This window comes from Halomonas sp. GD1P12, from assembly GCF_025725645.1.
GTDB lineage: Bacteria > Pseudomonadota > Gammaproteobacteria > Pseudomonadales > Halomonadaceae > Vreelandella.
On record NZ_CP107007.1, the window covers coordinates 3111469 to 3137637 of the forward strand.

Genomic DNA, 26169 nt, shown 5'->3' on the forward strand with positions numbered 1-26169 from the left:
TACAAACAAGCCAGGCAGTGCCTGGCTTGTTGCATGATCGAGGGCCGCTTACCACGCGACTAGTCAGTCACCAGGCTGCCAGCCGTTGACGATCGGGTAGCGGCGGTCGCGGCCAAAGCCTCGGGCGGTGACGCGCACGCCGACCGGCGCCTGGCGGCGCTTGTACTCGCAGCGGTCCACCAGCTTGACCACCTGATAGACGTCAGCCTCGGTAAAGCCCTCATTGATGATCGCCTCGGCGCTCATGTCGCCTTCGATGTAGCGCAACAGAATCGCGTCGAGCACGTCGTAGTCCGGAAGCGAATCGCTATCCTGCTGATCCGGGGCGAGCTCGGCGCTCGGGGGGCGTTCGATGACCCGCTCGGGGACCGCCGGCGACTGCGTGTTGCGCCAGCGCGCAAGCTTGTATACCCAGATCTTGTAAACATCCTTGATGGCGTTGTAGCCGCCGACCATGTCGCCGTAGAGCGTGGCGTAGCCCACCGCCATCTCGCTCTTGTTGCCGGTGGTGAGCACCATGAGCCCTTTCTTGTTGGAGATCGCCATGAGCAGCACGCCGCGACAGCGCGACTGCAGGTTCTCCTCAGTCGTGTCACGCTCGGCACCGGCGAAGCTCTCGGCAAGCGTCCGGGTGAACGCCTCGACCATCGGCGCGATCGGCATGACGTCATAGTTGACGCCGAGCATCTCGGCCTGCTGCGCGGCATCCTCTTTCGAGATGTCCGCGGTGTAGTGATATGGCATCATCACCGCCTGCACCCGCTGCGGGCCGAGCGCGTCCACGGCGATCGCCAGTGACAGCGCCGAGTCGATACCGCCGGAGAGCCCCAGCACTACGCCCTGGAAACCACTCTTGTTGACGTAGTCGCGAAGCCCGGTGACCAGCGCGCAGTAGAGGCTCTCCTCTGGTGACACCGCCTCTTCGATCTCACCGGCTTCCGGTGCCCACGCGCCGTCAGACTCGACAAAGCGCACCGGCATCAGTCCGGCCTGCCAGTAAGGGGCGAGCACCTTGAGCGCCCCGTCGGCGTCGATCACGCTCGAGCCGCCGTCGAACACCAGCTCGTCCTGCCCGCCAATGGTATTGACGTAGACGATCGGCCGGCTGACCGCGCGGGCGCGCTGCTCGAACAGCGCCAGCCGCTCGCTGGGCTTCTCCTGATGAAAGGGCGAGGCGTTGAGCGTCACCAGCACGTCGGCGCCGGCCTCTTTGGCCGCCTCGATCGGCGCGCTCTCCCACAGATCCTCGCAGATCAAAAGCCCAAGCCGGGCGCCCTTGTGCTCGAATACCAGCGGCTCGCGCCCGGCGGTGAAGTAGCGCTGCTCGTCGAACACCTGGTAGTTGGGAAGCGCCTGCTTGGCGTACTCCGCCTGCCACTGCCCGTTATAGAGCACGCCGGCCAGGTTGAACCGCTTACCGTCTCTCACGCCCGGGTAGCCGATGATCACCAGCACGTCGCGGGCGACTTTCTCGGCCATGGTCGCCCGGGCCTTTTCCAGGCGCGACTCCATCGAGGCTCTCAATAAAAGATCCTCCGGCGGGTAGCCGGTCAGAAACAGCTCGGGAAAGACCACCACGTCCGCCCGGTGCTCGATACGCGCCTCGCGAACCGCTTCGATCGCCTTGGCGGCGTTACCGGCAATATCCCCGACCAGTGGGTCGAGTTGGGCCATGACCAGCGTTAACTCTTGCATGGGGGGTAAAATCTCTTGAGAATCCTTGAAACATACCGTTTGGACGCGAAGCGCCAAGGCTCAGCGCTCACTCGCCTCCAAACCGTACCGGGTCGCCCGCATTGTCCCGCAAGCGCTCGCCGCTGGCAAAGGGCGCCCCCGGTTACCCCCTTCCCGCTGGGAGCGATAAAAGGATGAACCTGTTGATCATTCGGCTACTTATTTTTGCGCTGGTGTTTTATGTGGGCCTGAAGCTCTACGGCCGGTACCGCCAGCACAAATTGGCAAAGAACGAAACGCCCAAGCGCGTCGAAGGCGGCGCCATGGTGCGCTGTCGCTGGTGCGAGGTGCACGTGCCGGAAAACGAAGCGCTGCGCTTCGATGAGAAGTGGTTCTGCTCAAGCGCCCATCGAGAGCGCTACATAGAGGAGCAGAAGAAAGACGACCCCGCCTAAAGCGCCAGCCGCTCTTCGGTCGGCGCAAAGGGCGTCGGGTCGATCAGCGGCGCGCGGCCAAGCAGCGTATCGGCCAGCAGGTGCGTCGAGGCCGGCGCCAGCACCAGCCCGTTGCGATGATGCCCGGCGTTGATATAAAGCGAGGCGACTCCCGGAACCGCGCCGATAAAGGGAAGTCCGTTGGGTGAGCCCGGCCGTAGCCCCGCCCAGTGGTGCGCTACCGGATAGTGGGCGAGCGCCGGCACGATCTCCTCGGCACTTCGAACGAGCGACGCGCGGGCGGCTTCATCAGTGCTCTTGTCGAAGCCGGCCTCCTCGAGCGTCGAGCCCACCAGCAGCAGGCCATCATTTCGGGGAATGATGTAGCGCCCATCCTTGAGCACGACGCGCTCGACGAGCCCCTTCGGCGCCCGATAGGCGATCATCTGCCCCTTGACCGGGCGCACCGGAAGCTCGATGCCAAGCGGCGCCAGAAGCGCCGCCGTCCAGGCCCCGGCGCAGAGCACCACGCGCTGCGCCCGTCGATGCCCTTCTCGAGTTTCGATCCCCGTCACCCGGCCGTGCTCGACGACCAGCCCGCCTACCTGCTGATGCTCATAAAGCGTCACGCCTTTCATGGCCTCAAGCCGGGCGCGCAGCGCCTGACCCAGGCGTGGGTTACGCACACTGCCAAGCGTCGGCATCCAGAGCGCGCGCTCAGTTGCGGCGGCCTGGGGCTCCTTGTCGGCCACGAAGGCGCGGCTGACGCGCTCCAGGGGCTTACCGAACTCGCGCGACCAATTGAGTGCCGCCTCATCGTCCTCGACGCTCAGGTACAAAAGCCCTTTCTGACGATACTCCGGGTCGATCCCGGTCTCTTCCAGCAGGCGCAGCGCAAGCGTGGGGTAGGCGCCTTCCGACCAACGCGAAAGCGTCGAGATCGCCGGCCCGTGGCGCCAGGGGTAAAGCGGCGAGACGATACCGCCGCCCGCCCAGGACGCCTCCTGGCCGCACACGCCACGCTCGACGATCGAGACCGTCTGGCCGGCGTCCGCCAATTGAAGCGCGGTCATCATGCCGATGACCCCGCCGCCCACAATCAAGAAATCGCTCACGATACCCGTTCCTTATTTCCTACACGCGTCTGCGCTCGCGCCTACCTTCTTTGATTCGAAGGCTCATTAATCTAGCCTCAGGACACTCGGCGCCTCGGGAGGGCCGACTCATGCCTCGTTTGCTTAAGCGCTCACCCGCGGCAGGCGGCTTTACCCTGCTGGAGCTGGTCGTCGCGCTGCTCATCGCCGTCATTTTGACCCACGGGGCGTCCTCTCATCTTCAAGCCCTTGGCCACGCCGTGGCGCTCAAAAGCGAGATCAATCGTTTTCAGCGCGCGTTTTCCCTGGCGCGTAATACGGCGATCACAAAGCGAAGAACCGTCACACTTTGCCCCATCACCCACGCGCGCCAGTGCAGCAATGACTGGAGCCAGCCGCTGGCGGTCATCGAAACCGCGCTCGATGGGGGGCATGCGTCGCGGCGCGTGGTACGCATCTTTCCCACGCATCCTGACAGTGACATCACCTACAACCGGGGCTGGCGGCAGGTACGCTACACGCCGCTGGGCCACACCAGCGGCTTCAACGGAACGTTTTATCTATGCAACGGCGCCGACACCGGCCGGGTGCTCGTACTGAGCCAGCTCGGCCGGCTCCGAGTCAACGAGCAGCGCCCGGACTGCTTTTGATCAGGCGATGCCGTCCAGATAGCGCTCGGCGTCGAGGGCCGCCATGCAGCCGCTGCCCGCCGAGGTGATCGCCTGGCGGTAGATATGGTCCATCACGTCGCCGCAGGCGAATACGCCGGGCACGCTGGTCGCGGTGGCATTGCCTTCGAGCCCGGAATTGACGGTGATGTAGCCGCCCTTCATCGCAAGCTGTCCCTCGAAAATGCCGGTATTGGGGCTATGGCCGATGGCGATGAACAGCCCCGGCGCGTGAAGCTCCTTGGTCGTGCCGTCGAGCGTGGACTTCAAGCGCACGCCGGTCACGCCGCTACCGTCGCCCAGCACCTCGTCGACCTGCTGGAACCACTCGAGCGCAATGGTGCCCGCCTCGACTTTCTCGAGCAGCTTGTCCTGCAGGATCTTCTCGGCGCGCAGCGTATCGCGACGGTGTACCAGCGTCACTTTGGAGGCGATGTTGGAGAGATAGAGCGCCTCTTCTACCGCGGTGTTACCACCGCCCACGACCACGACTTCCTGATTGCGATAGAAAAAACCGTCGCAGGTCGCACAGGCGGAAACGCCCTGGCCCATGAACTGCTGCTCGGTGGGCAGCCCCAGGTAGCGGGCGCTGGCGCCGGTGGCGATGATCAACGCGTCGCAGGTGTAGGTACCGCTATCGCCTTTAAGCGTATAAGGCTTTTCGCTCAGGCTGACTTCACTGATATGGTCGAACAGCACCTCGGTATTGAAGCGCTCGGCGTGGGCCTGCATTTTTTCCATCAGCGCCGGGCCCTGAATGCCCTCGGCTTCCCCGGGCCAGTTGTCCACGTCGGTGGTCGTGGTCAGCTGTCCGCCGGCCTGTAGCCCGGTGATGAGCACCGGTTTCAGGTTGGCGCGAGCGGCGTAAACCGCCGCAGTGTACCCGGCAGGCCCGGAGCCGAGAATGATCAAACGTTCATGACGCGTTTCCATGACACCACCTATAAATCTCGATAAAACCGATCACCCTACCAACCATGCGCTGGTAGCGGTCGAAAACCAGACAAGAGAGTCTGCCTGAAATGGCGTCGAGTACAAGCGATTACAAGGCCCACGCTCATCCATTGGGTGCCGCGCGCTTGAAAGGCCGGATTAAAATGCCCATGTACCATTAACAAGTACCATTAATAAGCTAGGCTTTACACAACGACCCATCGCGGCGGAACAGGCCAGGTGCCAACAGAGCGCCACCCAACGTGTGTTAATTTAAGGCCTGAACATGACTTACCGTGGCACTGCAAAAACCTAAAAACGCCCAGCCATCAAGTAGAGGAGCATGGAATGAGCAAGATCCCCGATACGCTCAGCACCCTGGAGGTAGGCAGCCGCTCTTACGCCTACTACAGCTTGCCCAAGGCGGCCGAGTCGCTTGGCAATATTGAACGGCTACCCAAGACCCTGAAAATTCTGCTGGAAAACCAGCTGCGCTTCGGCGACGACGAAAGCGTCGACAACGACGATCTGCAGGCGCTGGTCGACTGGCAGAAAGAGGGCAAATCGAGCCGTGAAATCGGCTATCGTCCGGCACGCGTTCTCATGCAGGACTTCACCGGCGTACCCGGCGTGGTCGATCTGGCCTCCATGCGCGACGCGGTCGAAAAGCTCGGCGAGGACCCGGCGCGCATCAATCCGCTTTCGCCGGTGGATCTGGTCATCGACCACTCGGTCATGGTCGACGAGTTCGGTCATGCCACGGCGTTCGATGAGAACGTCGAGATCGAAATGGAGCGCAACCGCGAGCGTTACGAGTTTTTGCGCTGGGGCCAGCAGGCCTTCGACAACTTCAAGGTCGTCCCACCGGGCACCGGTATCTGCCACCAGGTCAACCTGGAGTACCTGGGCAAATCGGTCTGGACCAAGGAAGAAGACGGCAAAACCTACGCCTTCCCCGATACGCTGGTCGGCACCGACTCGCACACCACCATGATCAACGGTCTTGGCGTACTTGGCTGGGGCGTGGGCGGCATCGAGGCGGAAGCCGCGATGCTGGGTCAGCCGGTGTCGATGCTGATTCCCGAAGTCATCGGCTTCAAGCTCGAAGGCAAGCTGCAGGAAGGCATTACCGCAACGGACTTGGTGCTGACCGTCACCGAAATACTGCGCAAGAAAGGCGTGGTCGGCAAGTTCGTCGAGTTCTACGGCGACGGCCTGAAGGATCTACCGCTGGCGGATCGCGCCACGATCGCCAACATGGCGCCGGAGTACGGCGCGACCTGCGGCTTCTTCCCGGTGGACGACGAAACCCTGAACTACATGCGCCTGACCGGCCGTGAAGACGACCAGATCGCGCTGGTCAAAGCGTACTGCCAGGAGCAGGGGCTGTGGCGCGAACCCGGCGACGAGCCGGTCTTTACCGACACCCTGGGCCTCGATATGAGCACCGTCGAGGCGAGCCTGGCCGGACCCAAGCGCCCGCAGGATCGCGTATCGCTCAAGAACCTGCCCGACGCCTTCAACAAGGTGATGGAAGACGACGGCAAGCTCGAGCAAAACACCGAAACCGGCAAGTTCTCCTCGGAAGGTGGCCAGACCGCCGTGGGTCTCGAGCGCAGCTTCGAGCACAACGACAGCCAGGACGTGGCCTACAACGGCCAGAGTTTCCGCCTGAACCCGGGGGCGGTCGTGATCGCCGCGATTACGTCCTGCACCAACACTTCCAACCCGAGCGTGATGATGGCCGCCGGCCTTCTGGCGCGCAAGGCGCGAGAGAAAGGTCTGGAAACCAAACCCTGGGTCAAGACCTCCCTGGCGCCGGGCTCCAAGGTCGTCACCGACTACCTGGCCGCGGCGAATCTGAACGAGGATTTGGACGCGCTGGGCTTCAATCTGGTGGGTTACGGCTGCACCACCTGTATCGGCAACTCCGGCCCGCTGCCCGAGGAGATCGAAAAAGCGATCAACTCAGGCGACCTGGCCGTGGCCTCGGTGCTCTCGGGCAACCGCAACTTCGAAGGCCGTGTGCATCCGCTGGTGAAAACCAACTGGCTCGCTTCACCGCCCCTGGTGGTCGCCTACGCCCTGGCCGGCAACGTGCAGTGCAATCTGGTCGATGAACCACTTGGCGATGACGGCGACGGCAACCCGGTGTATCTGAAGGATATCTGGCCCTCCCAGGCCGAAATCGCCGAGGCGGTCGAGAAGGTCAACACCGACATGTTCCGCAAGGAGTATGGCGAGGTGTTCGAAGGCGACGAGACCTGGAAAGCGATCAACGTGCCGGAAAGTCAGGTGTACGAATGGCCGGAGTCCACCTACATTCAGCACCCGCCGTTTTTCGAGGGGATGGGCCGCGAACCCGAGCCCACCGAAGACGTCAAAAACGCCCGGGTGCTGGCGATGCTGGGCGACTCGGTGACCACCGACCACATCTCGCCGGCGGGTTCGATCAAGCCGGACAGCCCCGCCGGGCGCTATTTGCAGGAGCATGGTGTGAAGCCGGTGGACTTCAACTCCTACGGCTCGCGGCGCGGCAACCACGAGGTGATGATGCGCGGCACCTTCGCCAACGTGCGTATTCAAAACGAGATGCTCGACGGCGTGGTCGGCGGCGAAACCCGCCACGTGCCGAGCGGCGAGCAGATGGCCATTTATGATGCGGCCATGAAGTATCAGGAAGAAGGCACGCCGCTGGTCGTGATCGCCGGCAAGGAGTACGGCACGGGTTCCAGCCGCGACTGGGCCGCCAAGGGCACGCGCCTGCTCGGCGTACGTGCGGTGCTGGCGGAGTCCTACGAGCGTATTCACCGCTCCAACCTGATCGGCATGGGCGTGGTACCGCTACAGTTCCCGGAAGGCGAAGGCCGCCAGAGCCTGGGGCTGACCGGCGATGAGGAGGTATCGATCGAGGGCCTTTCCGATCTGAGCCCGGGCTCGAACGTGAAGGTCACGATCAAAAACGGCGACGGTGAGCGCACCCTCGAGGCGAAATGCCGTATCGATACGGTGAACGAACTGGCGTACTACCGCCATGGTGGTATTCTTCACTACGTGCTGCGCAAGATGATCGGCGCAGCCTAAGCAGTAGATGAACCCAATGCTTGCATGCCCCCACCCTGGTGGGGGTTTTTTTTCGCCCCTAAAAAAGCGCCGCTGCCAGGGCAGCGGCGCGGGGGCCTGCGCGGCGTGAAGGTTTAAACGGCGCGACGGCGGTACTCGCGGTAGTCCGGGTCCCAGCTCGCGCTTTCGATATCGTGACGAAGCTGGGTGCCGCTGGTGGTCAGCGCCACGCCGTTATGCTGGGCGGTAGCGGCCACTTCAAAAGCGATCGACTGGCTGATCTCGCGGATTCTGGACAGCGGCGGCAACAGCGCCCCTTTGCCCTCCTTGACCAGCGGCGCTTCGCGCGCCAGCGCCCGGGAAGCGCTCATCAGCATCTCATCGGTCACGCGGTGGGCTTTCGCCGCGACCACGCCAAGGCCAATGCCGGGGAAAATGTAGGCGTTGTTGCACTGGGCGATCGCGTAGGTGCGCCCGTTGTGCACCACCGGCGCGAAGGGGCTGCCGGTGGCGACCAGCGCCTGGCCATCGGTCCAACGAATCACGTCTTCCGGCAACGCTTCTGCCTGAGAGGTCGGATTGGAGAGCGGCATGATCACCGGATTCTCACAGCCGGCATGCATGGTGCGCACCACCTGCTCGGTGAAGATACCGCGCTGGCCGCACACGCCGATCAGAACAGAAGGTTTGATCTGAGCGATGGTCTCCTCGAGCCCCTGACCGTTCCAGTCCTTGACCAGCGAAGGGTCGTGGGCCAGCCGGCGCTGGAAATCACGCTGCCAGCTCTGATCCGAGGTCATCAATCCGTCGCGGTCGATGACGTAGATCCGCTCGCGCGCTTCGCGCTCCGATAGCCCTTCGGCCTGCATCGCGACCACGACCTGCTCGGCGATGCCGCAGCCGGCGGAGCCGCCACCGACGAAGACTACCCGCTGTTTGGCGATACTCTCTTCACGCGCGTGGCAGGCCGCCATCAGCGTGCCCACTACCACCGAGGCGGTGCCCTGGACGTCGTCGTTGAAGCAGCAAAGCTCGTTGCGGTAGCGCTCCAAAAGCGGCACGGCATTGGCCTGGGCGAAGTCCTCGAACTGCAGCAGCACGTTGGGCCAGCGGCGCTTGACCGCGGCGATGAAGTCCGCCATGAAGGCGTCGTACTCGTCCTGGCCGACCCGTTCGTGGCGCCAGCCCATGTACATCGGGTCGTCCAGCAGTGCCTGGTTGTTGGTGCCCACGTCGATCATGATCGGCAGCGTATAGGCCGGGCTGATCCCGCCACAAGCGGTGTAAAGCGCCAGCTTGCCGATCGGGATGCCCATGCCGCCGATGCCCTGGTCGCCAAGGCCCAGAATGCGCTCGCCGTCGGTGACCACGATCACCTTGACGTTGTCCTTGGTGGCGCTGCGTAGGATGTCGTCCATGTGCTCACGATCCGGGTAGCTGATAAAAAGCCCCCGGTGGTTGCGATAGATATTGGAAAATTCCTGACACGCTTTGCCGACCGTCGGCGTATAAATGATCGGCAGCATCTCCTCGAGATGCTCGGATACCAGCCGGAAGTAGAGCGTTTCGTTGTCATCCTGGATCGCTCGCAGGAAAATGTGGCGGTCCAGGTCGTTATGGCACTGCTGGTACTGGCGGTAGCTACGCTCGAGCTGGTCTTCGATGGTCTCGACCTTCTGCGGCAGCAAACCAATCAGGTTGAACGCGAGTCGCTCCTTTTGAGTAAACGCACTGCCTTTGTTCAATAGCGGCATCTCGAGCAGGGAAGGACCGGCGTAAGGAATGTACAAGGGGCGTTTGCTTTCAGTCATGGGGTTCTCTTCTCGTCCATTACTGCTGCAGCGCAGCAATATCAAGCGTTTACAGTATGACGGCGTAATGTACCACGCTACTACGACAAAGGTGGCACGCGCACCCGTCTGGCGCAAAAAAATGCCCCGCTTTTTTAGCGAGGCACGAGACATCAATCAGTTAGCGTCAGGCGGTTTTCGCCTTCGGCTTGCGCCCTTCTACCCCGGCGAAAAACAGTGGCCGCATTTTGACCCCCAGCATGTTGCCGGCGAAGGCGGCTGCCATCCAGACCCAACCGTGCAGGCTACCCGAGGCGATGCCGCTGAAGTAGGCGCCAATGTTGCAGCCAAAGGCGAGTCGCGCGCCGTAACCAAGCATCAGCCCGCCGAGAATCGCCGCCACCACCGAGCGAATCGGGATATTGAAGTTCGGCGCGAAGCGCCCGGCCAGATGCGCCGCCGCCAACGCCCCCAGCATGATGCCGATGTTCATGACCGTCGTGATGTCCGAAAAGATGCTGGCGTTGAGCGCCGCTTCGTTGGACGCGGACTGCCAGTAACCCCACTGACTGACATCGCCGCCGATGAATTCGAACACCTTCGCCCCCCACAGCGCGAAGGCCGAGGTGATGCCCCAGGGGCGGCCGGCAAGCGCCAGCGTGGCGAAGTTCAAAAGCGCCAGCGCTACGGCCCCGGCATACAAGGGCCAGGGTCCTGCCAGCCAACGCTCGCGCAGCGGCCGGGTCACCGCCGGCGCCCTTTCGAGCTGGCCGTGGCGGCGGCGCTCCAGCACCAGCGTGGTCGCGGCGATCGCGGCAAAGATCACCAGGCTAATGGCGATACCTACGCTCGGGCCCGCGACCTCCACCAGCGATACCGGCGCGAACGCCGGCAGGCTCTGCCACCAGGCGAAGTGAGCGGTGCCGATCACCGAGCCAACCACAAAAAACAGCAGCGTGATCAGCATGCGCGCGTTGCCGCCGCCGGCGGTGAAGAGCGTTCCCGAGGCGCAGCCGCCACCGAGCTGCATGCCGAGCCCGAAAATGAACGCGCCGACCACCACGGACACGCCGATGGGCGCAACGAAACCGGCCACCGGCGTGCCGGAGAGCGACCCCGCGCCGAGGGCAGGGAAAAACAGCACGACGGCAATGGCGAGCATGACCATCTGAGCGCGCAAGCCCCGGCCGCGGCGCTCGGTGATGAAGGCCCGCCAGGCCGCGGTGAAACCGAAGGCGGCGTGGTAGAGCACGACGCCAAACAGCGCGCCGATGATCATCAAAAGCCCGGTATTGGCGCTAAAGAACACGCCGATCAATAGCGCACCGAGTACCGTCGCCGCCATGGCGAGCAGCGGCACCCGGTACTTGTTGGAGAGTTTTTCGGCCTCCGGTGAGGCAGACGTGGTCGACATGAGGCACCCTCGATGGTTAAGCGTTGATTGCAAGCGCTGATTATAAAACCGGGTAGCGCGCTGGCCTACTCGACAGGATTGTGATCACCCTCTTCGCGCTGAACGTAGAGCTCGTTGATCAACACGAAACCGATTACGGTCAGCGGTGCGGCCAGGAGCACCCCGGCGACGCCGAAAAGCGTGCTGGCAGCGAAGAGCGAAAACAGCAGCATCGCCGGCGGCAGGCTTACCGCGTGCTGCTGCACCAGCGGCTGCAGCACGTTGCCCTCGATCTGCTGGATGATCACGTAAGCGATCAGCGCGAACAGCGCGGTTTGGGGACTGACCGTATAGGCGAGCAAAAGTGCCGGCACCGCGGCGATCAAGGGCCCGACCAGCGGCACGAAGTCCAGCACCCCGGCAATCAGCCCAAGCCCGAGTGGGGCCGGCACACCGATCAACCACATGCTCACCCCGACCAGAAAACCGGTGCTTGCCATGGCGATCAGCTGCCCACCGAGCCAATGTCGCAGTGCCTTGCCGCTGGCATCCAGCGCACCGGCCAGTTTGTCGCGACTCTTGATCGGCGCGAGCAGCAGCAGTCCGTGGCGATACACCTGCGGCTGGGCAGCGAAGTAGATCATGCCCACGAACAGGGCAAAAAAGTTCACCAGACTCCCGCCCATGGAAACCACCACCATGCCGAACTGCGCGATGCCGTTTTCGAACATCGACCCGGCGCGCTCGCCGGCGTTGTCCATCAAGGGTTCCAGCGGCGTATCCTGAAGGCGCTCTCTGAGCTGCTGCCAGGCGTCGGGCAGCAGCGACGTCAGCGACTCGAGCTCCGAGGTCACCTGAGAGCCAAAGGCCAGGCTGATACCGGCCAGCAGCAGTATCAGGCCGACCACCACGATCAATAGCGCCAACCAGCGCGGCATACCTCGATCGAGCAGCGGATTCATGCAGGTTTGCAGAATACAGGCCCCGACCACCGCGCCGAAGATCAGCAGCAGCAACCCCACGAGTTTCCAGAGCACCAGCGCCACGACCGCCAGCGCCAGTACGATCATGGCTTTTTCGGTAAACGTTTGATGACGGTACGTCGATTGCATTTACTCATTCCTTGTCAATGCGTTGCCCCATAGGACGAAAAGCGCCCGACTCACGGCATCCTTGTCGCCTGACTGTAGCTTATGCGCCACGAAACGGTTAGGCACGGCGCTAAAAAAGGCCCTGCCTGGCGGCAGAGCCTATCGCTTGCGCGATATTCGGGCGGTGATACGCTTAGCTAAAGCGCCCCAGCCCCATCGCCGAGCGCAGCGTCTCGATGGTGCGCGTGGCCTCTTCGCGGGCGCGCTCGGCGCCCTTTTGCAATACATTTTCGATATGGCCCGGGTCTTCGAGTAGCGCCGAGTAGCGCTCGCGGGGCGCTTGCAGGTGTGCATTCAGGTAGTCGAACACCTGATTTTTGGCATCGCCCCAGCCGATGCCGGCAGCGTACTGCTCGCGCATCGCAGCCGCTTCCTCGGCGCTTGCGAAGGCCGCGTAGATTTGAAACAGCGTGCAGGTGTCCGGGTCCTTTGGCTCGCCAGGCTCCAGCGAGTTGGTCTTGATCTTGCGAACGAGCTTCTGGAGTTTTTTCTCCGGGGCGAACAGCGCAATGGTGTTGTCGTAGCTTTTCGACATCTTGCGCCCGTCCAGGCCCTTCAATACTTCGGTTTTTTCGTCCACCACCGCCTCGGGCTGGACGAAGTAATTGCCTTTATAAAGGTGGTTGAAGCGTCCGGCGATGTCGCGCGCCATTTCGATGTGCTGAATCTGGTCGCGCCCGACCGGCACCTTGTGGGCGTTGAACATCAGGATATCCGCCGCCATTAGCACCGGGTAACCAAACAGCCCCATGGTCACGCCTTTATCGGCGTCCTGATTGCCCGCTTCCTCGTTATCCGCCACCGCCGCTTTATAGGCGTGGGCACGGTTCATCAGCCCCTTGGCGCAGACGCAGGAGAGCATCCACATGAGCTCGGGAATTTCCGGAATGTCCGACTGGCGGTAGAAGACCGCGTTATCGGTATCGAGGCCCAGCGCCAGCCAGGTCGCGGCGATCTCCAGGCGCGACTGCTGCACCCGCTTGGGGTCCTGGCACTTGATCAGCGCGTGGTAGTCGGCCATGAAGTAGAACGGCTCCACGTTCGGGTCCTGGCTTGCCTCGATGGCCGGTTTGATGGCGCCGACGTAGTTGCCCAGATGGGGCGTGCCGGAGGTGGTAATCCCGGTCAGCACACGGGTTTTGGCGTTGCTCATGGTGTGATCGATCCAGCGTCATAAAAATTCGAAAGTGGCTCGATTGTACACTCAATCCCACGAAAACGTCGCCCCGGGCTCGCGCTCTTCGTCGACCCGCAGCAGTATCGGCGCGCTGTGTGCGGCAAGCTCCCCATTGCTCGCGCGGCTCACGCCAAGTGCCAGCACCCAGCGTTCGGCGCCCCGCATCACGGGCAGATAAAGACACGAACCCTCGACACAGCGATGCACCGCCGCGGGGTGCGCGGTGACTATCGGCCAGCGAGCATTTTGACCCGGTTCGAGCGTGGGGGCATTGTGCCAGTCGAGCGTATCAACGGCGGAAAGCGCTCTCGCGGCGGCAGTTTCGGCGCGCATGTGCGCTTTGAGCGCGGCGCGGTAGTTGGCGGCCTGGCGCTGGTCGACCAGCGCCGACTGAACGCCAACGAGGCCGAGCATCAGCGCGCCGGTCAACACGACCATGACCACCACCAGCGCCGCACCACGCTGGCGGCCAAGGACGGAGGTAGTCTCAGCGCAGCGCATCGGTACTCGCCAGCCCAAATGGGCGCTGAGTGACATGAAAGGCAACCCGCTGCCCGTTGGGGCCAAGCGGCAGGGCGACGCGAAACACGCCGTTTTGAACGGGCTCGATCAGCGCACCGGTTTGCGCGCAGGCGCCTGGTCCGAGCCTGTCGAACGAGACCAGCGGCTGGGCCTCTTCGCGGTCCTGCACGGTACAGCGACACTCACCCGGCTCGCCGCGACACACAAGGTGAAAAGCCGCTGCGGTTTGCGCGCTAAAGTCACTCGGGCGCCGCAGCCGGTCGGCCATGGCCGTGGCGGTATAAATGAGGGTTTGCTGCTGGCGACCCAGCCGGTCCACCTGCTCGAAGGTGTGAAAGCTCGACAGCAAAAGCCGCCCGGCGCCAAGCACCACGGCGCTGGAAAGCGCCACCGCGACCAGCGCATCCACCAGCGTCAAACCTCGCTGCCCGTTCATGGGCGCTCCGCCGACCGGGCAGGCAGCTCGAGCCGATACGTCGCAGGGACAAACGACACGCGCGTCACGGTGATCATAAACGCGCAGCCCTGACGCTCTATCGCGCCCAGGGCGTCACCGGCAAGCAGCGCCTCGCCCTCATCGAACCAGTACTGGCGCCAGCGGCGCTCGACCTGACCGATAGCCATGTCGGCGCAGGCCGGCGCGCGACGGTACTCAGCCCAGAGCCGCTCCTGGGCATCCAGCGCGGCAACGCTTGCAAGCGCTTGCTGGTACCCTTCGTGGGCACCCTGCAGGGACTTCAACTGTAGCGCGGCCATGGCGACCAGCCCAAGCGAGAGCACCAGCAGCGCGACCAGCGACTCGACGAGCCCAAAGCCACGCTGACCGGTGCTCATTCACCAGCACCGTTCGGGGTGACGCTCGCCGAGCGCGTTCAGAGTAAGCGGCTCACTGCAGCCGTCGTTCTCATCGGTCGTGGCCGTCAGTAGAAAACCACCATCGTAGTCCGGCGCCTGCGCATTCGTATTGCCGGGGGTTCGTAGAATGTCGTAGTGGCCATCGGGGGAGGTATCAGGGATGGCGCAGCCGTTGTCGTAGCTGTAGAGACGGGCGTAGCAGCGTTCGAGCTCGGCGGCGGCGCTCAAAAGCCCGGCCTGGGCATCGGTGCGAAGCGCGTTCTGGGTATAGCGCTGATAGCCTGGATAGGCGATGCCCGCGAGGATCGCGACGATCGCTACCACGATGAGTACTTCGATGAGGGTGAAACCGCGCGGGCGCAACGTGGCACCGGCGCGTGGGTCAAAACGATTGGTCACGGGGTCGCCTCGTTTTAGTTAGCCCATACCTTAAGTATGGCTAAAACGGGCGTTGAACGCATTAGCCGCTTGCGATCACCTGGTCGCGAAGCTCTTTGGGCATTGAGAACACGATGGTCTCTTCGCGGCCGGCAAGCTCCGAGGGGTCCGTCGCCCCGAGCGACTTGAGCCGCTCGATCACGCCCTTGACCAGCACTTCCGGGGCGCTGGCGCCGGCGGTCACGCCGATACGTGACACGTTGTCGAGCCAGTGGCCCTCGATCTGATCGGCGTTGTCGATCAGATAGGCGGGTGTACCGATGCGCTCGGAGAGCTCGCGCAGGCGGTTGGAGTTGGAGCTGTTGGGGCTGCCCACCACCAGAATGAGATCGTTTTGCGCCGCCAGATCGCGCACCGCGTCCTGGCGGTTTTGCGTGGCGTAGCAGATGTCGTTCTTGCGCGGGCCCTGGATCTCGGGGAACTTGTCGCGCAGCGCGTCGATCACCTTCGCGGTATCGTCCATCGACAGCGTCGTTTGGGTCACGAACGAGAGCGTCGACGGGTCGGCCACGTCGAGCTTCGCCACATCCTCCTCATCCTCGACCAGGTAGATGCGCCCGCCAAAGGAAGTATCGTAGCGGCCCATGGTGCCCTCGACCTCGGGATGACCTTCGTGGCCGATCAAAATGCACTCCTGGCCGCGCTTGGCGTAGCGCAGCACTTCCATGTGCACCTTGGTCACCAGCGGGCAGGTGGCGTCGAACACTTTCAAGCCCCGCCGGTCGGCGTCTTCCTGCACCGCCTGGGAGACACCGTGGGCGGAGAAGATCACGATGACGTCGTCCGGCACCTCGTCGAGCTCTTCGACGAACACCGCGCCGCGCTCTCGAAGCGAATCCACGACGAACTTGTTATGGACCACTTCGTGGCGCACGTAGACCGGCGGGCCGAACACGTCGAGCGCCCGGTTGACGATGTCGATGGCACGATCCACCCCGGCGCAGAAGCCGCGCGGATTGGCCAACTGAATGGTGATCGGCGTCGTTTGAGACTCGGTTTCGGGTGCGTTCATGGTAGCGCCTTGATGCGTGAGCGCATCGCTGAGTGAATAGTGGCTCGCGGCTCTTGATGCATTGAGACAGCGCCCGGCTCATCGCGTTCGATCGACGCGTGCGCGGGCGATGCGGGTCAGTGAGTGGTCGCGGGGCGAATCTCGAGCACCTCGACCTCGAAGGTCAGTGTACGCCCGGCCAGTGGATGATTGAAGTCCACCTCGACCCGGTCACCGTCGATGGTCTTGACCACGCCGGGAAGCTCGGTGCCCGCCTTGTCGGCAAACGACATCACCATGCCGATCTCCGGCTCTTCGTCGCCAAAATCCGCGCGCTTGAGCGTCTGGATGTTCTGCGCGTTGTGCTGGCCAAAGGCGTGCTCCGGGGTGATCTCGAACGTGCCGCTCTGCCCCGGTGCGAGCCCCTTGATCGGGTGCTCGAAACCCGGCGGCAAATTGCCGTCGCCGAAGACGAAGGTGGCCGGGGCTTTCTCTTTGGTCGAGTCCACCACCGTGCCGTCTTCGAGCTTCAGGGTGAAATGCAGGGTAATTTCCATACCCTCGTCGATGACGTAGTCCATGCGCTTCTCGCTAGTGGGTGGTTTCGTTGACAGCGGCCTTTTTGCGCCGCCGATCGCCCATGATCGACTCCCAGATCAACAGCGCAGCGCCAATCACGATGCCCATGTCGGCCACGTTGAACGCCGGGTAGTACCAGCCGGCGACGTGGAAGGAGAGAAAATCGACCACGTAGCCGTGGACCAGCCGGTCGTACAGGTTGCCCAGCGCCCCGCCGATGATCAAGGGCAGCGCCACGGCCAGAATTCTTTCATCGCGGCGGATGCGCGAAAGCCAGACGGTCAGCGCGACGCTCGCGCCGACCGCAATGATGGCGAAGAACCAGCGCTGCCAGCCCGGGTGGTCGGCCAGAAAGCTGAACGCCGCGCCGAAGTTGTGCATCAGGCGCAGATCGAAAAACGGCAGTACCTGCACCGGCGCGTTGTAATCCAGCGCGTGGCTGAGCCAGTACTTGGTCAACAGATCGACCGCGATGACCGCCGCGGCGATCCATAAAAAGCGCAGCGGCCGGCGCATCGGCGCCCTTTCCGCCGCCGGCGCTTGAGTTGCGTTAGGCATAGCGGCGGACCTCGCCAGGGCCGTCCGGCAGGTTCAAAATCGAGCGCTCGCAAAGCGTCGGGTGCTCCGGGTGGCTACCCACGTCCGGGCGGCGCTCCCAGCTGCGCTCGCACTTCTCATAGGGGCTCGGCGCCACGGCGACCTTCAATCCCTCGAGCTCGCTGTGAGCGCCCGCCTCGGCCTCGGTCAGCGGCTTGAGCGTCGCGTTCGAGGTGATCAGCACGAAGCGCAGCTCGTCGCCCAGGCGCGCAAGCAGCGCCTCGAGCTCGTCGCTGACATAGAGCGTTACCTCGCTATCCAGCGAGCCCTTGATGGTGCCCTCGCCGCGCGCCTCTTCCAGACGCTTGTTGACCGCCTGCTTGACCTCGAGCACCTGCTCCCAGAACTCGCGGCCCATCTCGGCATCGTCGGAAAGCGGCGTGAGCCCCTCGTAGTAGGTCTCGAGCAGCACGCTGTCGCCGCGCTCACCCGGGATATGCTCGAAGATCTCCTCGGCGGTGAAGGAGAGAATCGGCGCGACCCAGCGCGAGAGCGCTTCGATCACGTGATACAGCGCGCTCTGGCAGCTGCGGCGGGCCAGCGAATCCGCTTGGGTGGTGTACTGGCGATCCTTGATGATATCCAGGTAAAAGCCACCCAGATCGCGGGCGCAGAAGTCATGCACCTGCTGGTAGACGTCGCGGAAGCGGTACTCGTCATACGCGGTCTGGATGCGCGCCTGGAGCTGGTCGGCGCGGTCGACGATCCAGCGATCGAGCGCGATCATGTCGTCGAACGCCACCATGTCGCGGCTCGGCTCGAACCCGGTCAGGTTACCCAGCAAAAAGCGCGCGGTGTTGCGAATGCGCCGGTAAACGTCGGCGGTGCGCTTCAGTATCTCATCGGACACCGCCATTTCGCCGGAGTAGTCGGTGGACGCGGTCCACAGACGCAGGATGTCGGCGCCGAGCTTGTCCATCACCGTTTGCGGCGCGACCACGTTGCCGATCGATTTGGACATCTTGCGCCCCTGAGCGTCGACGGTGAAACCGTGGGTCAGAAGCTCGCGGTACGGCGGGTGGCCGTCGATGGCCGAGCCGGTCAAAAGCGATGAGTGGAACCAGCCGCGGTGTTGATCCGAGCCTTCGAGATACAGATCCGCCCGCGGGCCGGACTCATGACCGTGCGGGTGCGAGCCTCGGAGCACGTGGCGGTGGGTGGTCCCGGAGTCGAACCACACGTCCAGCGTGTCGGTGATTTTCTCGTACTCATCGGCCTCGGCGCCGAGAAGCTCTAGAGCGTCCATGCCAAACCAGGCGTCGATACCGCCCTCTTCCACGCGTTTGGCGACCTCTTCCATCAGGCCCACGGTGTTGGGGTGAAGCTCGCCGGTCTGGCGGTGAAGGAAGAACGGAATCGGCACGCCCCAGTTGCGCTGGCGCGAGATGCACCAGTCCGGGCGGTGGGCAATCATGCTGTGAAGCCGCGCTTGGCCCCAGGCCGGGGTGAAGTGGGTCGCCTCGATGCCCTCGAGCGCCTTTTCGCGCAGGGTCTTGCCGTCGCGGCCTTCGATGTCCATGCCCACGAACCACTGCGCCGTGGCGCGGTAGATCACCGGCGTCTTGTGGCGCCAGCAGTGCATGTAGCTGTGGGTGATCGGCGTATGCGCCATCAGCGCGCCGGCATCCGCAAGTGCGGCGACGATCTTCGGGTTCGCCTTCCAGATCATCTCCCCGCCGAACATCGGCAGATCATCGACGTAGACGCCGTTGCTCTGCACCGGGTTTCGCATGTCGTCGAACTCCATGCCGTAGTCGCGGCAGGTGTTGAAGTCGTCCACACCGTAGGACGGCGCGGAGTGGACGATCCCGGTGCTGCCGACCTCACTTTCGACGTAGTCGGCCAGATACACCGGCGAGCGGCGATCAAAAAGCGGATGGCGGAAGTCGATCAGGTCGAGCGTTTCGCCCTTCGCGGTCGCGATTACCTCACCTTCCAGACCAAAGCGCTCGAGGCAGCTCTCGACAAGCTCCTCGGCGAGCAGCAGCAGGCGCTCGCCGGTGTCGACCAGCGCGTAGGTAAACTCCGGGTGGACGTTCAGCGCCTGGTTGGCGGGAATGGTCCAGGGCGTGGTGGTCCAGATGACCACCGCCGCGGGCTTGGAAAGCGCCTCCAGTCCGAAGGCCGCGGCCAGCTTGTCCGCGTCGTCCACCGGAAAGGCGACATCGATGGCGTCGGACTTCTTGTCCTGGTACTCGACTTCCGCTTCGGCGAGCGCCGAGCCACAGTCGAAGCACCAGTTGACCGGCTTCAAGCCCTTGAACACGTAACCCGCCTCGACCATCTCGGCAAGCGCGCGGATCTCGCCGGCTTCGTTGACGAAGTCCATCGAGCGGTAGGGGTGATGCCAGTCGCCGATCACGCCCAGACGCACGAAATCGGTGAGCTGGGTTTCGATCTGAGCGCCGGCGTATTCGCGGCAGAGCTCGCGGGCCTTTTCCGGCGAGAGATGCTTACCGTGAGTGGTTTCGACCTTGTGCTCGATGGGCAGGCCGTGGCAGTCCCAGCCCGGCACGTAAGGCGCATCGAAGCCGGCGAGGTTCTTCGACTTGACGATGATGTCTTTCAGGATCTTGTTGACGGCGTGACCGATATGGATGCTGCCGTTGGCGTAGGGAGGGCCATCGTGCAGCACGAACAGCGGGGAGCCTGCGCGGGCATCGCGCAGGCGCTGGTAGAGATCCATGTCCTGCCATTTGGAAACCCGCCCCGGCTCCTGCTTGGGCAGCATGCCGCGCATGGGGAAATCGGTATCGGGCAGATTGAGCGTGTGCTTGTAGTCCATAGGTCCGGTCAGCCGTCGTTAGCCTCGGCGTCGCCCGCCGAAGAGAAATCAGAAGAAGCGGCCTCTCGCCCGAGCGGGGCCGAAGCCAGCCAGGCCTCGAGCGCGCCGCCGTCAAAAGGCGCGCTCGAAACCGATGATTTGACATCCGCCTCAGCGGTGCCTGCGGCGCCCGACGAGGCAGTCTCGCCGGGGGCAAAATAGCGTCGCGCGCGCGCCTGGTCGCGCTGAATCTGCGCCTTGAGCGCGCCAAAGTCGTCGAACTTCACCTCGCCTCGCAGTCGTGCGCAGGGGTAAACGGTGAGCCGCTGCCCGTACAGGTCGCCTTCGAAGTCGAACAGGTGCACCTCGAGGGTCGGGCGCTTGGCACCGACGGTCGGGCGAAAGCCGACGTTGGCCACCCCCGAATAACGGCGGCCGTCTGCAAGCTCCGCGATCACGGCGAACACCCCGCGCAGGGTCAGCGGCTGCGGCAACAGCGGCAAATTCGCCGTGGGCGCGCCGATGGTGCGCCCAAGCTGCTGGTCGCGCACTACGCGCCCAGACACCGAATAAGGCCGGCCCAATAAACACTGGGCGGCGGCGAAGTTGCCGCTGGCGAGCATCGTGCGCACCCGGGAGCTCGAGACGCGCTCACCCTCTAGCGTGAAGGTGCGCGTGTGCTCGACGGCGAAGCCCTCTTCGTCGCCCACCGCCTTGAGCAGCGCGAAGTCGCCGCGCCGGTCGCAGCCGAAGCGAAAGTCGTCACCCACCACCAGGTGCTTCACGCCGAGCCCTTCGATCAGAACACGATCGATGAACTCACGACCGGTCAGGCTTCGAAGGGCGTCGTTGAAGGCCAAACACAGCACCCGCTCGGCGCCGTGCTGGCCCAAAAGGCGCACCTTTTCGCGAAGACGGGTAAGCCTGGGCGGGGCCTGCTCGCCGGCGAAGTACTCACGCGGCTGAGGCTCGAACACCACCACCGTCAGCGGCAGACCCAGGCGCGCGGCGTGCTCGCGGCACTGCTCCATGATCGCCTGATGGCCGCGATGCACGCCGTCGAAATTACCGATCGTCGCCACGCAGCCGCTCTCGCTTGCGCCCAGATTGTGCAGACCTCGTATAACGTGCATGGCCCCTCTTTCGGTTGAAGCGTGCCAGTCAACGCGTGGGTGAAGATGCTTTTGTGTCAACAAAGCCCTTGATTATAACGAACGCGCGGTGAAGGTGCAGTTACGATTGCGCCGCCTCACTCAGCTTGAAAGCCGGAAGTGGCGAAGGCGCAGCCCCCAGGCGGCAAGCCAGGCAAAATAGAGCCCGCCGCCGAGCGCCATCAATCCTGCCACCCAACCAATTCGCGTCCACAGACTAAAATCGAGCCACGCCTGCCAGGGCGGCGTAAGCAGATAGAGCGCGGCGCCCATGAGCGCACTTCCGCCGATGAGCTGGATCGCGTAGCGCCCCCAGCCGGGCTGAAACACCAGCACCTTTTCGCGATACAGCAGATAGCCCAGAAGCCCGGCGTTGAGAAACGCCGACAGCGCCGTTGCCAGCGCCAGCCCCGCGTGAGCCAGCGGCCATATCAACAGCAGGTTGAAGACCATGTTGGCGACCATGGCAACGATGCCGACCTTGACCGGCGTTTTGGTGTCCTGGCGAGCAAAAAAGCCCGGCGCCAGCACCTTGATCAGCATGAACGCGACGAGCCCCACGGCGTAGGCGCGAAGGCTCATGGCGGACATCTGGATGTCGCTGTCGGTCATCGCGCCGTAGTGAAACAGCGTGATCAAAAACGGTTCGGCCAGCACCACCAGCGCCAGTGCGGCCGGCACGCCCAGCAGCAGCACCACGCGAATCGCCCAGTCGAGCATGGCGGCGAAGTGGCCGCCTGATTTTTCCGCGTGGCGCTTGGAGAGCGCCGGCAGAATCACCGTGCCGATCGCCACGCCGAAGACCCCGAGCGGCAGCTCCACCAACCGGTCCGAGTAGTAGAGCCAGGAGACGCTACCCGCGGCCAGAAGCGAGGCCAGCACGGTATCCAGCAGCAGGTTGATCTGTGATACCGACACGCCGAACAGCGCCGGCGCCATCAGTTTCAGGATGCGCTTCACCCCGTCGTGGGCGAAGTTGGGCCAGGGCGTGGGCAGAAGCCCCAGCCGGTAGAGAAACGGTACCTGGAAAACGAGCTGAGCGCACCCCGCGATCAGCACGCCCCAGGCCAGGGCCATGGCGGGCTCTTCCATCAGCGGCATCAAAAAAAGCGCCGCCCCGATCAGCGAGAGATTCAGCAGCACCGGCGTAAACGCCGGCACGGCGAAGCGGTTCCAGGTGTTGAGCACCGAGCCGGAAAAAGCGGTTAGCGAAATCAGCAACAGGTACGGAAAGGTCAGGCGCAGCATGTCCGCAGTGAGCGCGAGCTTTTCCGGGTCGCGGCCGAAGCCCGGCGCGAACAGCCAGATCAGCCAGGGCGCGCACAGCATGGCCAGCGCGGTAATCAGCGCCAGCAGCGCGGTAAGACTTCCCGCTACCGCGTTCAAGAGCTCGCGGATCTCCTCGCGGTTTTGCCGCGTCGAATACTCGGAGAGCACCGGCACGAAGGCCTGGTTGAACGCGCCTTCGGCAAACAGCCGACGCAGAAAGTTGGGAATCTTGAAGGCGACGAAAAACGCATCCGCCCCGCTGCCGGCGCCGAGAAACGTGGCCACCACGACGTCGCGGACCAGCCCCATGACCCGGGAGAGCATGGTCATGGCGCTGACGATCAGCCCCGAGCGCATCAGAGTGCGCCGGGGGGCCGCGGCTTGCTGGGGAGAGGAGTCCGTCATCGCGTTATCCCTGGACGTATACAGGCACAAAAAAACCGGCCGTAGCCGGTTTTTTCAAGACGCTGCCGGCTTACGCTGCCAGCGCTTTAATTCGCTTGTTCAAGCGGCTTTTCAGACGAGCGGCCTTTTTCTTGGACAGCACGTCCTTGTCAGCGATGCGGTCGACGACCGGCTGCATCTGCTTGAACTCTTCCATTGCCTTGCCATGGTCGCCGGTGTGGATCGCCTTGATCACACGCTTGATGTAGGTGCGGACCATGCTGCGCTGGCTGGATTTCAGGGCACGACGTGTCTCGGCCTGGCGGGCGCGCTTGCGAGCTTGCTTGCTGTTCGCCACTGGTATCTCCTTGGAGAATAAAGGTTGCCTGAACGGCAACGAATTAACTATATGTTGTCGAGTGACTAACGCCAACCTCGACATTACCTAAACAACCAACTGATTTTGCAGGCGTTTTTGCTCTGCCAAACGTGTAACGGCAAGCCCTGGCCCGCTCGTTCCCACGCTTTTTCTGTCTTAGCTGCCTGAGAGGATGGCGTAGCCTATCACACCTGCCCCGGTCGTGCCAGCGCTTGTCAAGCGTTAAAGTGCTCGCGCGCGCTTTGGCTCCAGACGAAAAAGCTGGGGTTCAAAGGCCTTGCCGGCGTGTGGTAGCCAAGCGCTTCACCGGCTTCATCGACGATCATCCCGCCGGCCTGCTCCACCACCGCCTGGGCGGCAGCGGTATCCCAAAGGCTGGTCGGCCCGAAGCGCGGGTAGACATCCGCCCGCCCCTCGGCGATCAGACAGGCCTTGAGCGAGCTTCCAAGCGGGGTGAGCTCACACTCACCGAGCGAGGCGAGCCAGGCCTTCAATCGCGGGTCCTGATGCGAGCGGCTGCCCAGCACCCGATAGCCCCGGGCCGCATCGAACTCGGCGCAGCGAATCGGCTGCCAGATGCCCTCGCCTTCGACCTTGAACGCGCCCAGCCCACGCCCGGCCAGGTAGCGTTTGCCAAGCGCCGGGGCCACCACCACCCCAAGCACTGGCTCGCCTTGATGAATCAGGGCGATGTTGACGGTGAACTCATCATTGCGCTTGATGAACTCGCGGGTGCCATCGAGCGGGTCGACCAGCCAGTAGGTGCCCTCCACCCCCGGCCCTTCAAAGCGCTCCACACTCTCTTCAGAAAGCACCGGCGTTTGGGGCGTCAATCGGGCAAGCCCCGCCAGGATCACCTCGTTGGCGCGAAGGTCCGCCTCGGTCAGCGGGCTTTGATCCGCTTTCAGCGTGACGTCGATCTCCCGGCGGTAGACCGAAAGAATCACCTGGCCCGCCTCCCGGGCGAGCTCATCGATGGCCTCGAGCAGCGCCCGGTCAAGGGCGGGCTGGGCGCCTTGCATCTACGCTTCCCCGGTATTTGATGCCGGCTCAGGGCCTGGGGCCACCACGTCATCGAGCTCGCGATAGGCCTGGCGCAGCCACACTTTCATGCGCTGACGCTCAGCGATGTTCATCAGGCGGCGATCATTGGCCACCGCCCAGAAGCTGCTGTCGTTGAAGTCGATTTTCTGGGTCAGCTTGGCGTGAAGCCTTGGCAGCTCGATCAGCTGCGCACCTTGAGCCCGCGCCTGGCGGTAGGCCTCGCTTTGGCGAAAACGCTCGAAGCTCTCGCCACGGCCCAGGTTCTGAACCACCACCACGCTCACCGGCTGATCGCCAAGGCGCTTCAACAGCGTTTGCAGCAGCGCCACCGAGTCGGCGCCATCATCCATGACGTGCCACCACTGCACGCGTGCACCGAGCTCGTCGAGCAGCGCGAACACATCGGTTTCATCGAGCCAGCGGCCCAACGCCTGAGACGACTGCGCGGCCAGGTCGATGATCAGGTCGCGCTCGGGATCCGCCTCCACCGCCATCAGCACGCCGTCCATGCTTTCGTCATCACCGACGATCACGGGTGAGGCGTAGTCCGCGTAAAAGCGTGAGAACGTCTTGTGAGAGGCATCGCCATCGAAGCCAATGAATGCCCGGTCGTGGTCGATGTAGTACTGCGCGAGCACGCGCGCGGTCATCGATTTGCCCACGCCCCCCTTTTCACCACCGATAAAATGTACGCAGGCCATCGTTACTCGTCTCTGATGAAAACCGAACCCAATCGCGAATTTAGCAAAAAAACCGCGCCGCGCCTTCACTACTTCGTGCCTGGCGTACATTTATATCCGACGACAAAACATCGGCCACCCGGTCGGCGTTAGTTGGCCTTGCGCCAGCCGCCCAGCACGCGGCTGTCCGGACCAAAAAAGACCACCCGGTCGTGATCGATCAGGTAGCGGTAGGCGGTTTCGAGCATACCGGTCACGCGGCGAGCATCATCGAGCTCGGCGCAGCCCATGCGCGTGGTGGAAAGCTCGCCCACCTCGATGCGCTGACTCTCACCGAGGCTCACGCTGCCCTGAAAGTTGTTACAGCCGTCGCTTCCGGTAATACGCCCGTCGCGGCCAATCTGGAAAAACGCCGTTTGCGGCATCGACAGGCGCTCGTCGGTCCCCATCAGCAGTAGATTCCAGCGCGTGCCGACCAGCGGGCCCGAAAGCGTCCCGCCACTGGCGACCGGTGCCGACCCGCCCTGTTGAACCGGGCCACTGCTACACGCGCTCAACAGCAGCGCCGCGCTGACGGCAAGCGCGCCAATAATATGTTTTTTCACCGATAACGTCCTTTACCAGCTGCCGCTGTTGTCCATGGAAGCCCAGGGCTCCTGGGGCTCGAAGGCGTCCCCTTTTTGCAAAAGCTCGACGGAGATGCCGTCCGGGGATTTCACGAACGCCATGTGGCCATCGCGCGGCGGGCGGTTGATGGTGACGCCGGCGTTCTGCAGCCGCTCGCAGGTTGCGTAGATATCGTCGACGCGAAAGGCCAGATGGCCAAAGTTGCGCCCGCCGGCGTACTCCTCCGGGTCCCAGTTATAGGTGAGTTCGAGCTCCGGGGCGCTCAGACGCTCGCTGCGCCCCACGTCGTCTCGCGCCGCCAGAAAGATCAGCGTGAAGCGGCCCTTTTCGCTCTCCTTGCGGCGCACTTCCTCGAGCCCCAGCAGGTCACAGTAGAAGTGAAGCGAGGCATCGATATCGCTGATGCGTACCATGGTGTGTAGAAACTGCATGAGATTCCCTCCTTCGAGCACGAGTTGAAACGATAACGGGAACAGAATAGCGGCGATTGGGCAATTCATGAAGCGGCACCG

General features: G+C 63.5%; 25 protein-coding genes. 3 read left to right on the forward strand and 22 right to left on the reverse strand.

Features of this window, described 5'->3' with window-relative positions; genetic code table 11:
- Nucleotides 1-63: 63 nt before the first annotated feature.
- Nucleotides 64-1695, reverse strand: coding sequence for an NAD+ synthase (locus tag OCT39_RS14340; protein WP_263585135.1), 1632 nt, complete (start codon nt 1693-1695; stop codon nt 64-66).
- 173 nt (nt 1696-1868) lie between these two features.
- On the opposite strand from OCT39_RS14340, the gene OCT39_RS14345 reads away from it, so the two are divergent.
- Nucleotides 1869-2129 (forward strand): PP0621 family protein, encoded by a 261-nt coding sequence (locus tag OCT39_RS14345; RefSeq protein ID WP_263585136.1) that lies wholly within the window; start codon nt 1869-1871, stop codon nt 2127-2129.
- Here the strand turns inward: OCT39_RS14345 and thiO are convergent.
- Complete coding sequence (thiO, locus tag OCT39_RS14350) at nt 2126-3223, reverse strand: glycine oxidase ThiO (RefSeq protein ID WP_263585137.1); 1098 nt, start codon at nt 3221-3223, stop codon at nt 2126-2128. The genes OCT39_RS14345 and thiO overlap by 4 nt on opposite strands.
- Nucleotides 3224-3333: 110 nt before the next feature.
- Between thiO and OCT39_RS14355 the strand changes: the two genes are divergently transcribed.
- Complete coding sequence (locus OCT39_RS14355) at nt 3334-3852, forward strand: GspH/FimT family pseudopilin (protein WP_263585138.1); 519 nt, start codon at nt 3334-3336, stop codon at nt 3850-3852.
- On the opposite strand, the gene trxB is transcribed toward OCT39_RS14355, so the two are convergent.
- Nucleotides 3853-4803 (reverse strand): thioredoxin-disulfide reductase, encoded by a 951-nt coding sequence (gene trxB / locus OCT39_RS14360; RefSeq protein ID WP_263585139.1) that lies wholly within the window; start codon nt 4801-4803, stop codon nt 3853-3855.
- A 348-nt stretch (nt 4804-5151) separates the two neighbouring features.
- Between trxB and acnA the strand changes: the two genes are divergently transcribed.
- Nucleotides 5152-7887: an aconitate hydratase AcnA gene (gene acnA / locus OCT39_RS14365; protein ID WP_263585140.1), complete on the forward strand. Its 2736-nt coding sequence runs from the start codon at nt 5152-5154 to the stop codon at nt 7885-7887.
- Between the two features lie 113 nt (nt 7888-8000).
- On the opposite strand, the gene OCT39_RS14370 is transcribed toward acnA, so the two are convergent.
- The 19 genes from OCT39_RS14370 to gloA all read right to left on the reverse strand — a co-directional run bounded on the left by OCT39_RS14370 (nt 8001) and on the right by gloA (nt 26088).
- Nucleotides 8001-9677 carry an NAD-dependent malic enzyme gene (locus tag OCT39_RS14370; RefSeq protein ID WP_263585141.1) on the reverse strand — a complete coding sequence of 559 codons (1677 nt, stop codon included), beginning with the start codon at nt 9675-9677 and terminating at the stop codon, nt 8001-8003.
- A gap of 166 nt (nt 9678-9843) precedes the next feature.
- Complete coding sequence (locus OCT39_RS14375; protein ID WP_263585142.1) at nt 9844-11070, reverse strand: YeeE/YedE family protein; 1227 nt, start codon at nt 11068-11070, stop codon at nt 9844-9846.
- Nucleotides 11071-11135: 65 nt separating this feature from the next.
- A complete protein-coding gene (locus OCT39_RS14380; protein ID WP_263585143.1) occupies nt 11136-12161 on the reverse strand; it encodes an AI-2E family transporter in 1026 nt (341 codons plus the stop codon).
- Nucleotides 12162-12333: 172 nt separating this feature from the next.
- Entirely contained in the window at nt 12334-13353 is a 1020-nt protein-coding gene (locus OCT39_RS14385) for a tryptophan--tRNA ligase (RefSeq protein WP_263585144.1), read from the reverse strand.
- Between the two features lie 51 nt (nt 13354-13404).
- Nucleotides 13405-13878: a hypothetical protein gene (locus OCT39_RS14390; RefSeq protein WP_263585145.1), complete on the reverse strand. Its 474-nt coding sequence runs from the start codon at nt 13876-13878 to the stop codon at nt 13405-13407.
- Complete coding sequence (locus OCT39_RS14395) at nt 13865-14335, reverse strand: PilW family protein (protein WP_263585146.1); 471 nt, start codon at nt 14333-14335, stop codon at nt 13865-13867. The genes OCT39_RS14390 and OCT39_RS14395 overlap by 14 nt, the downstream gene beginning before the upstream one ends.
- Nucleotides 14332-14733 carry a prepilin-type N-terminal cleavage/methylation domain-containing protein gene (locus tag OCT39_RS14400; RefSeq protein ID WP_263585147.1) on the reverse strand — a complete coding sequence of 134 codons (402 nt, stop codon included), beginning with the start codon at nt 14731-14733 and terminating at the stop codon, nt 14332-14334. Before OCT39_RS14400 ends, OCT39_RS14395 begins: the two co-directional genes overlap by 4 nt.
- Entirely contained in the window at nt 14734-15153 is a 420-nt protein-coding gene (locus OCT39_RS14405; RefSeq protein WP_311960074.1) for a type IV pilin protein, read from the reverse strand. It abuts the gene before it with no gap.
- Nucleotides 15154-15214: 61 nt separating this feature from the next.
- Nucleotides 15215-16204: a 4-hydroxy-3-methylbut-2-enyl diphosphate reductase gene (gene ispH / locus OCT39_RS14410; protein WP_263585148.1), complete on the reverse strand. Its 990-nt coding sequence runs from the start codon at nt 16202-16204 to the stop codon at nt 15215-15217.
- Between the two features lie 116 nt (nt 16205-16320).
- Complete coding sequence (gene fkpB, locus OCT39_RS14415; RefSeq protein ID WP_263585149.1) at nt 16321-16764, reverse strand: FKBP-type peptidyl-prolyl cis-trans isomerase; 444 nt, start codon at nt 16762-16764, stop codon at nt 16321-16323.
- A 10-nt stretch (nt 16765-16774) separates the two neighbouring features.
- Nucleotides 16775-17320: a signal peptidase II gene (gene lspA, locus OCT39_RS14420; protein WP_263585150.1), complete on the reverse strand. Its 546-nt coding sequence runs from the start codon at nt 17318-17320 to the stop codon at nt 16775-16777.
- Complete coding sequence (gene ileS, locus OCT39_RS14425) at nt 17313-20144, reverse strand: isoleucine--tRNA ligase (protein WP_263585151.1); 2832 nt, start codon at nt 20142-20144, stop codon at nt 17313-17315. The genes lspA and ileS overlap by 8 nt, the downstream gene beginning before the upstream one ends.
- Nucleotides 20145-20152: 8 nt before the next feature.
- Nucleotides 20153-21256, reverse strand: a complete 1104-nt coding sequence (gene ribF / locus OCT39_RS14430) for a bifunctional riboflavin kinase/FAD synthetase (RefSeq protein ID WP_263585152.1) — start codon at nt 21254-21256, stop codon at nt 20153-20155.
- Between the two features lie 120 nt (nt 21257-21376).
- Nucleotides 21377-22948 carry a murein biosynthesis integral membrane protein MurJ gene (gene murJ / locus OCT39_RS14435; protein ID WP_263585153.1) on the reverse strand — a complete coding sequence of 524 codons (1572 nt, stop codon included), beginning with the start codon at nt 22946-22948 and terminating at the stop codon, nt 21377-21379.
- 70 nt (nt 22949-23018) lie between these two features.
- Nucleotides 23019-23285, reverse strand: coding sequence for a 30S ribosomal protein S20 (gene rpsT / locus OCT39_RS14440; protein WP_263585154.1), 267 nt, complete (start codon nt 23283-23285; stop codon nt 23019-23021).
- Nucleotides 23286-23521: 236 nt separating this feature from the next.
- Nucleotides 23522-24328 carry a 3'(2'),5'-bisphosphate nucleotidase CysQ gene (gene cysQ, locus OCT39_RS14445; protein WP_263585155.1) on the reverse strand — a complete coding sequence of 269 codons (807 nt, stop codon included), beginning with the start codon at nt 24326-24328 and terminating at the stop codon, nt 23522-23524.
- On the reverse strand, nt 24329-25051 hold the full coding sequence (locus OCT39_RS14450) for a mobilization protein (RefSeq protein WP_263585156.1): 723 nt from the start codon (nt 25049-25051) through the stop codon (nt 24329-24331).
- Between the two features lie 128 nt (nt 25052-25179).
- The gene (locus OCT39_RS14455) at nt 25180-25635 is read right to left on the reverse strand and encodes an META domain-containing protein (RefSeq protein WP_263585157.1); all 456 of its coding nucleotides are present in this window, start codon (nt 25633-25635) and stop codon (nt 25180-25182) included.
- Nucleotides 25636-25647: 12 nt separating this feature from the next.
- On the reverse strand, nt 25648-26088 hold the full coding sequence (gene gloA / locus OCT39_RS14460; RefSeq protein ID WP_263585158.1) for a lactoylglutathione lyase: 441 nt from the start codon (nt 26086-26088) through the stop codon (nt 25648-25650).
- Nucleotides 26089-26169: the final 81 nt, after the last annotated feature.

Bases quoted from the DNA above. Each gene is read 5' to 3' on its own strand.
- OCT39_RS14340 (WP_263585135.1), bottom strand. From the start codon at position 1,695: ATGCAAGAGTTAACGCTGGTCATGGCCCAACTCGACCCACTGGTCGGG.
- OCT39_RS14345 (WP_263585136.1), top strand. From the start codon at position 1,869: ATGAACCTGTTGATCATTCGGCTACTTATTTTTGCGCTGGTGTTTTAT.
- OCT39_RS14355 (WP_263585138.1), top strand. From the start codon at position 3,334: ATGCCTCGTTTGCTTAAGCGCTCACCCGCGGCAGGCGGCTTTACCCTG.
- trxB (WP_263585139.1), bottom strand. From the start codon at position 4,803: ATGGAAACGCGTCATGAACGTTTGATCATTCTCGGCTCCGGGCCTGCC.
- acnA (WP_263585140.1), top strand. From the start codon at position 5,152: ATGAGCAAGATCCCCGATACGCTCAGCACCCTGGAGGTAGGCAGCCGC.
- OCT39_RS14370 (WP_263585141.1), bottom strand. From the start codon at position 9,677: ATGACTGAAAGCAAACGCCCCTTGTACATTCCTTACGCCGGTCCTTCC.
- OCT39_RS14375 (WP_263585142.1), bottom strand. From the start codon at position 11,070: ATGTCGACCACGTCTGCCTCACCGGAGGCCGAAAAACTCTCCAACAAG.
- OCT39_RS14380 (WP_263585143.1), bottom strand. From the start codon at position 12,161: ATGCAATCGACGTACCGTCATCAAACGTTTACCGAAAAAGCCATGATC.
- OCT39_RS14385 (WP_263585144.1), bottom strand. From the start codon at position 13,353: ATGAGCAACGCCAAAACCCGTGTGCTGACCGGGATTACCACCTCCGGC.
- OCT39_RS14390 (WP_263585145.1), bottom strand. From the start codon at position 13,878: ATGCGCTGCGCTGAGACTACCTCCGTCCTTGGCCGCCAGCGTGGTGCG.
- OCT39_RS14395 (WP_263585146.1), bottom strand. From the start codon at position 14,335: ATGAACGGGCAGCGAGGTTTGACGCTGGTGGATGCGCTGGTCGCGGTG.
- OCT39_RS14400 (WP_263585147.1), bottom strand. From the start codon at position 14,733: ATGAGCACCGGTCAGCGTGGCTTTGGGCTCGTCGAGTCGCTGGTCGCG.
- ispH (WP_263585148.1), bottom strand. From the start codon at position 16,204: ATGAACGCACCCGAAACCGAGTCTCAAACGACGCCGATCACCATTCAG.
- fkpB (WP_263585149.1), bottom strand. From the start codon at position 16,764: ATGGACTACGTCATCGACGAGGGTATGGAAATTACCCTGCATTTCACC.
- lspA (WP_263585150.1), bottom strand. From the start codon at position 17,320: ATGCCTAACGCAACTCAAGCGCCGGCGGCGGAAAGGGCGCCGATGCGC.
- ileS (WP_263585151.1), bottom strand. From the start codon at position 20,144: ATGGACTACAAGCACACGCTCAATCTGCCCGATACCGATTTCCCCATG.
- ribF (WP_263585152.1), bottom strand. From the start codon at position 21,256: ATGCACGTTATACGAGGTCTGCACAATCTGGGCGCAAGCGAGAGCGGC.
- murJ (WP_263585153.1), bottom strand. From the start codon at position 22,948: ATGACGGACTCCTCTCCCCAGCAAGCCGCGGCCCCCCGGCGCACTCTG.
- cysQ (WP_263585155.1), bottom strand. From the start codon at position 24,328: ATGCAAGGCGCCCAGCCCGCCCTTGACCGGGCGCTGCTCGAGGCCATC.
- OCT39_RS14450 (WP_263585156.1), bottom strand. From the start codon at position 25,051: ATGGCCTGCGTACATTTTATCGGTGGTGAAAAGGGGGGCGTGGGCAAA.
- gloA (WP_263585158.1), bottom strand. From the start codon at position 26,088: ATGCAGTTTCTACACACCATGGTACGCATCAGCGATATCGATGCCTCG.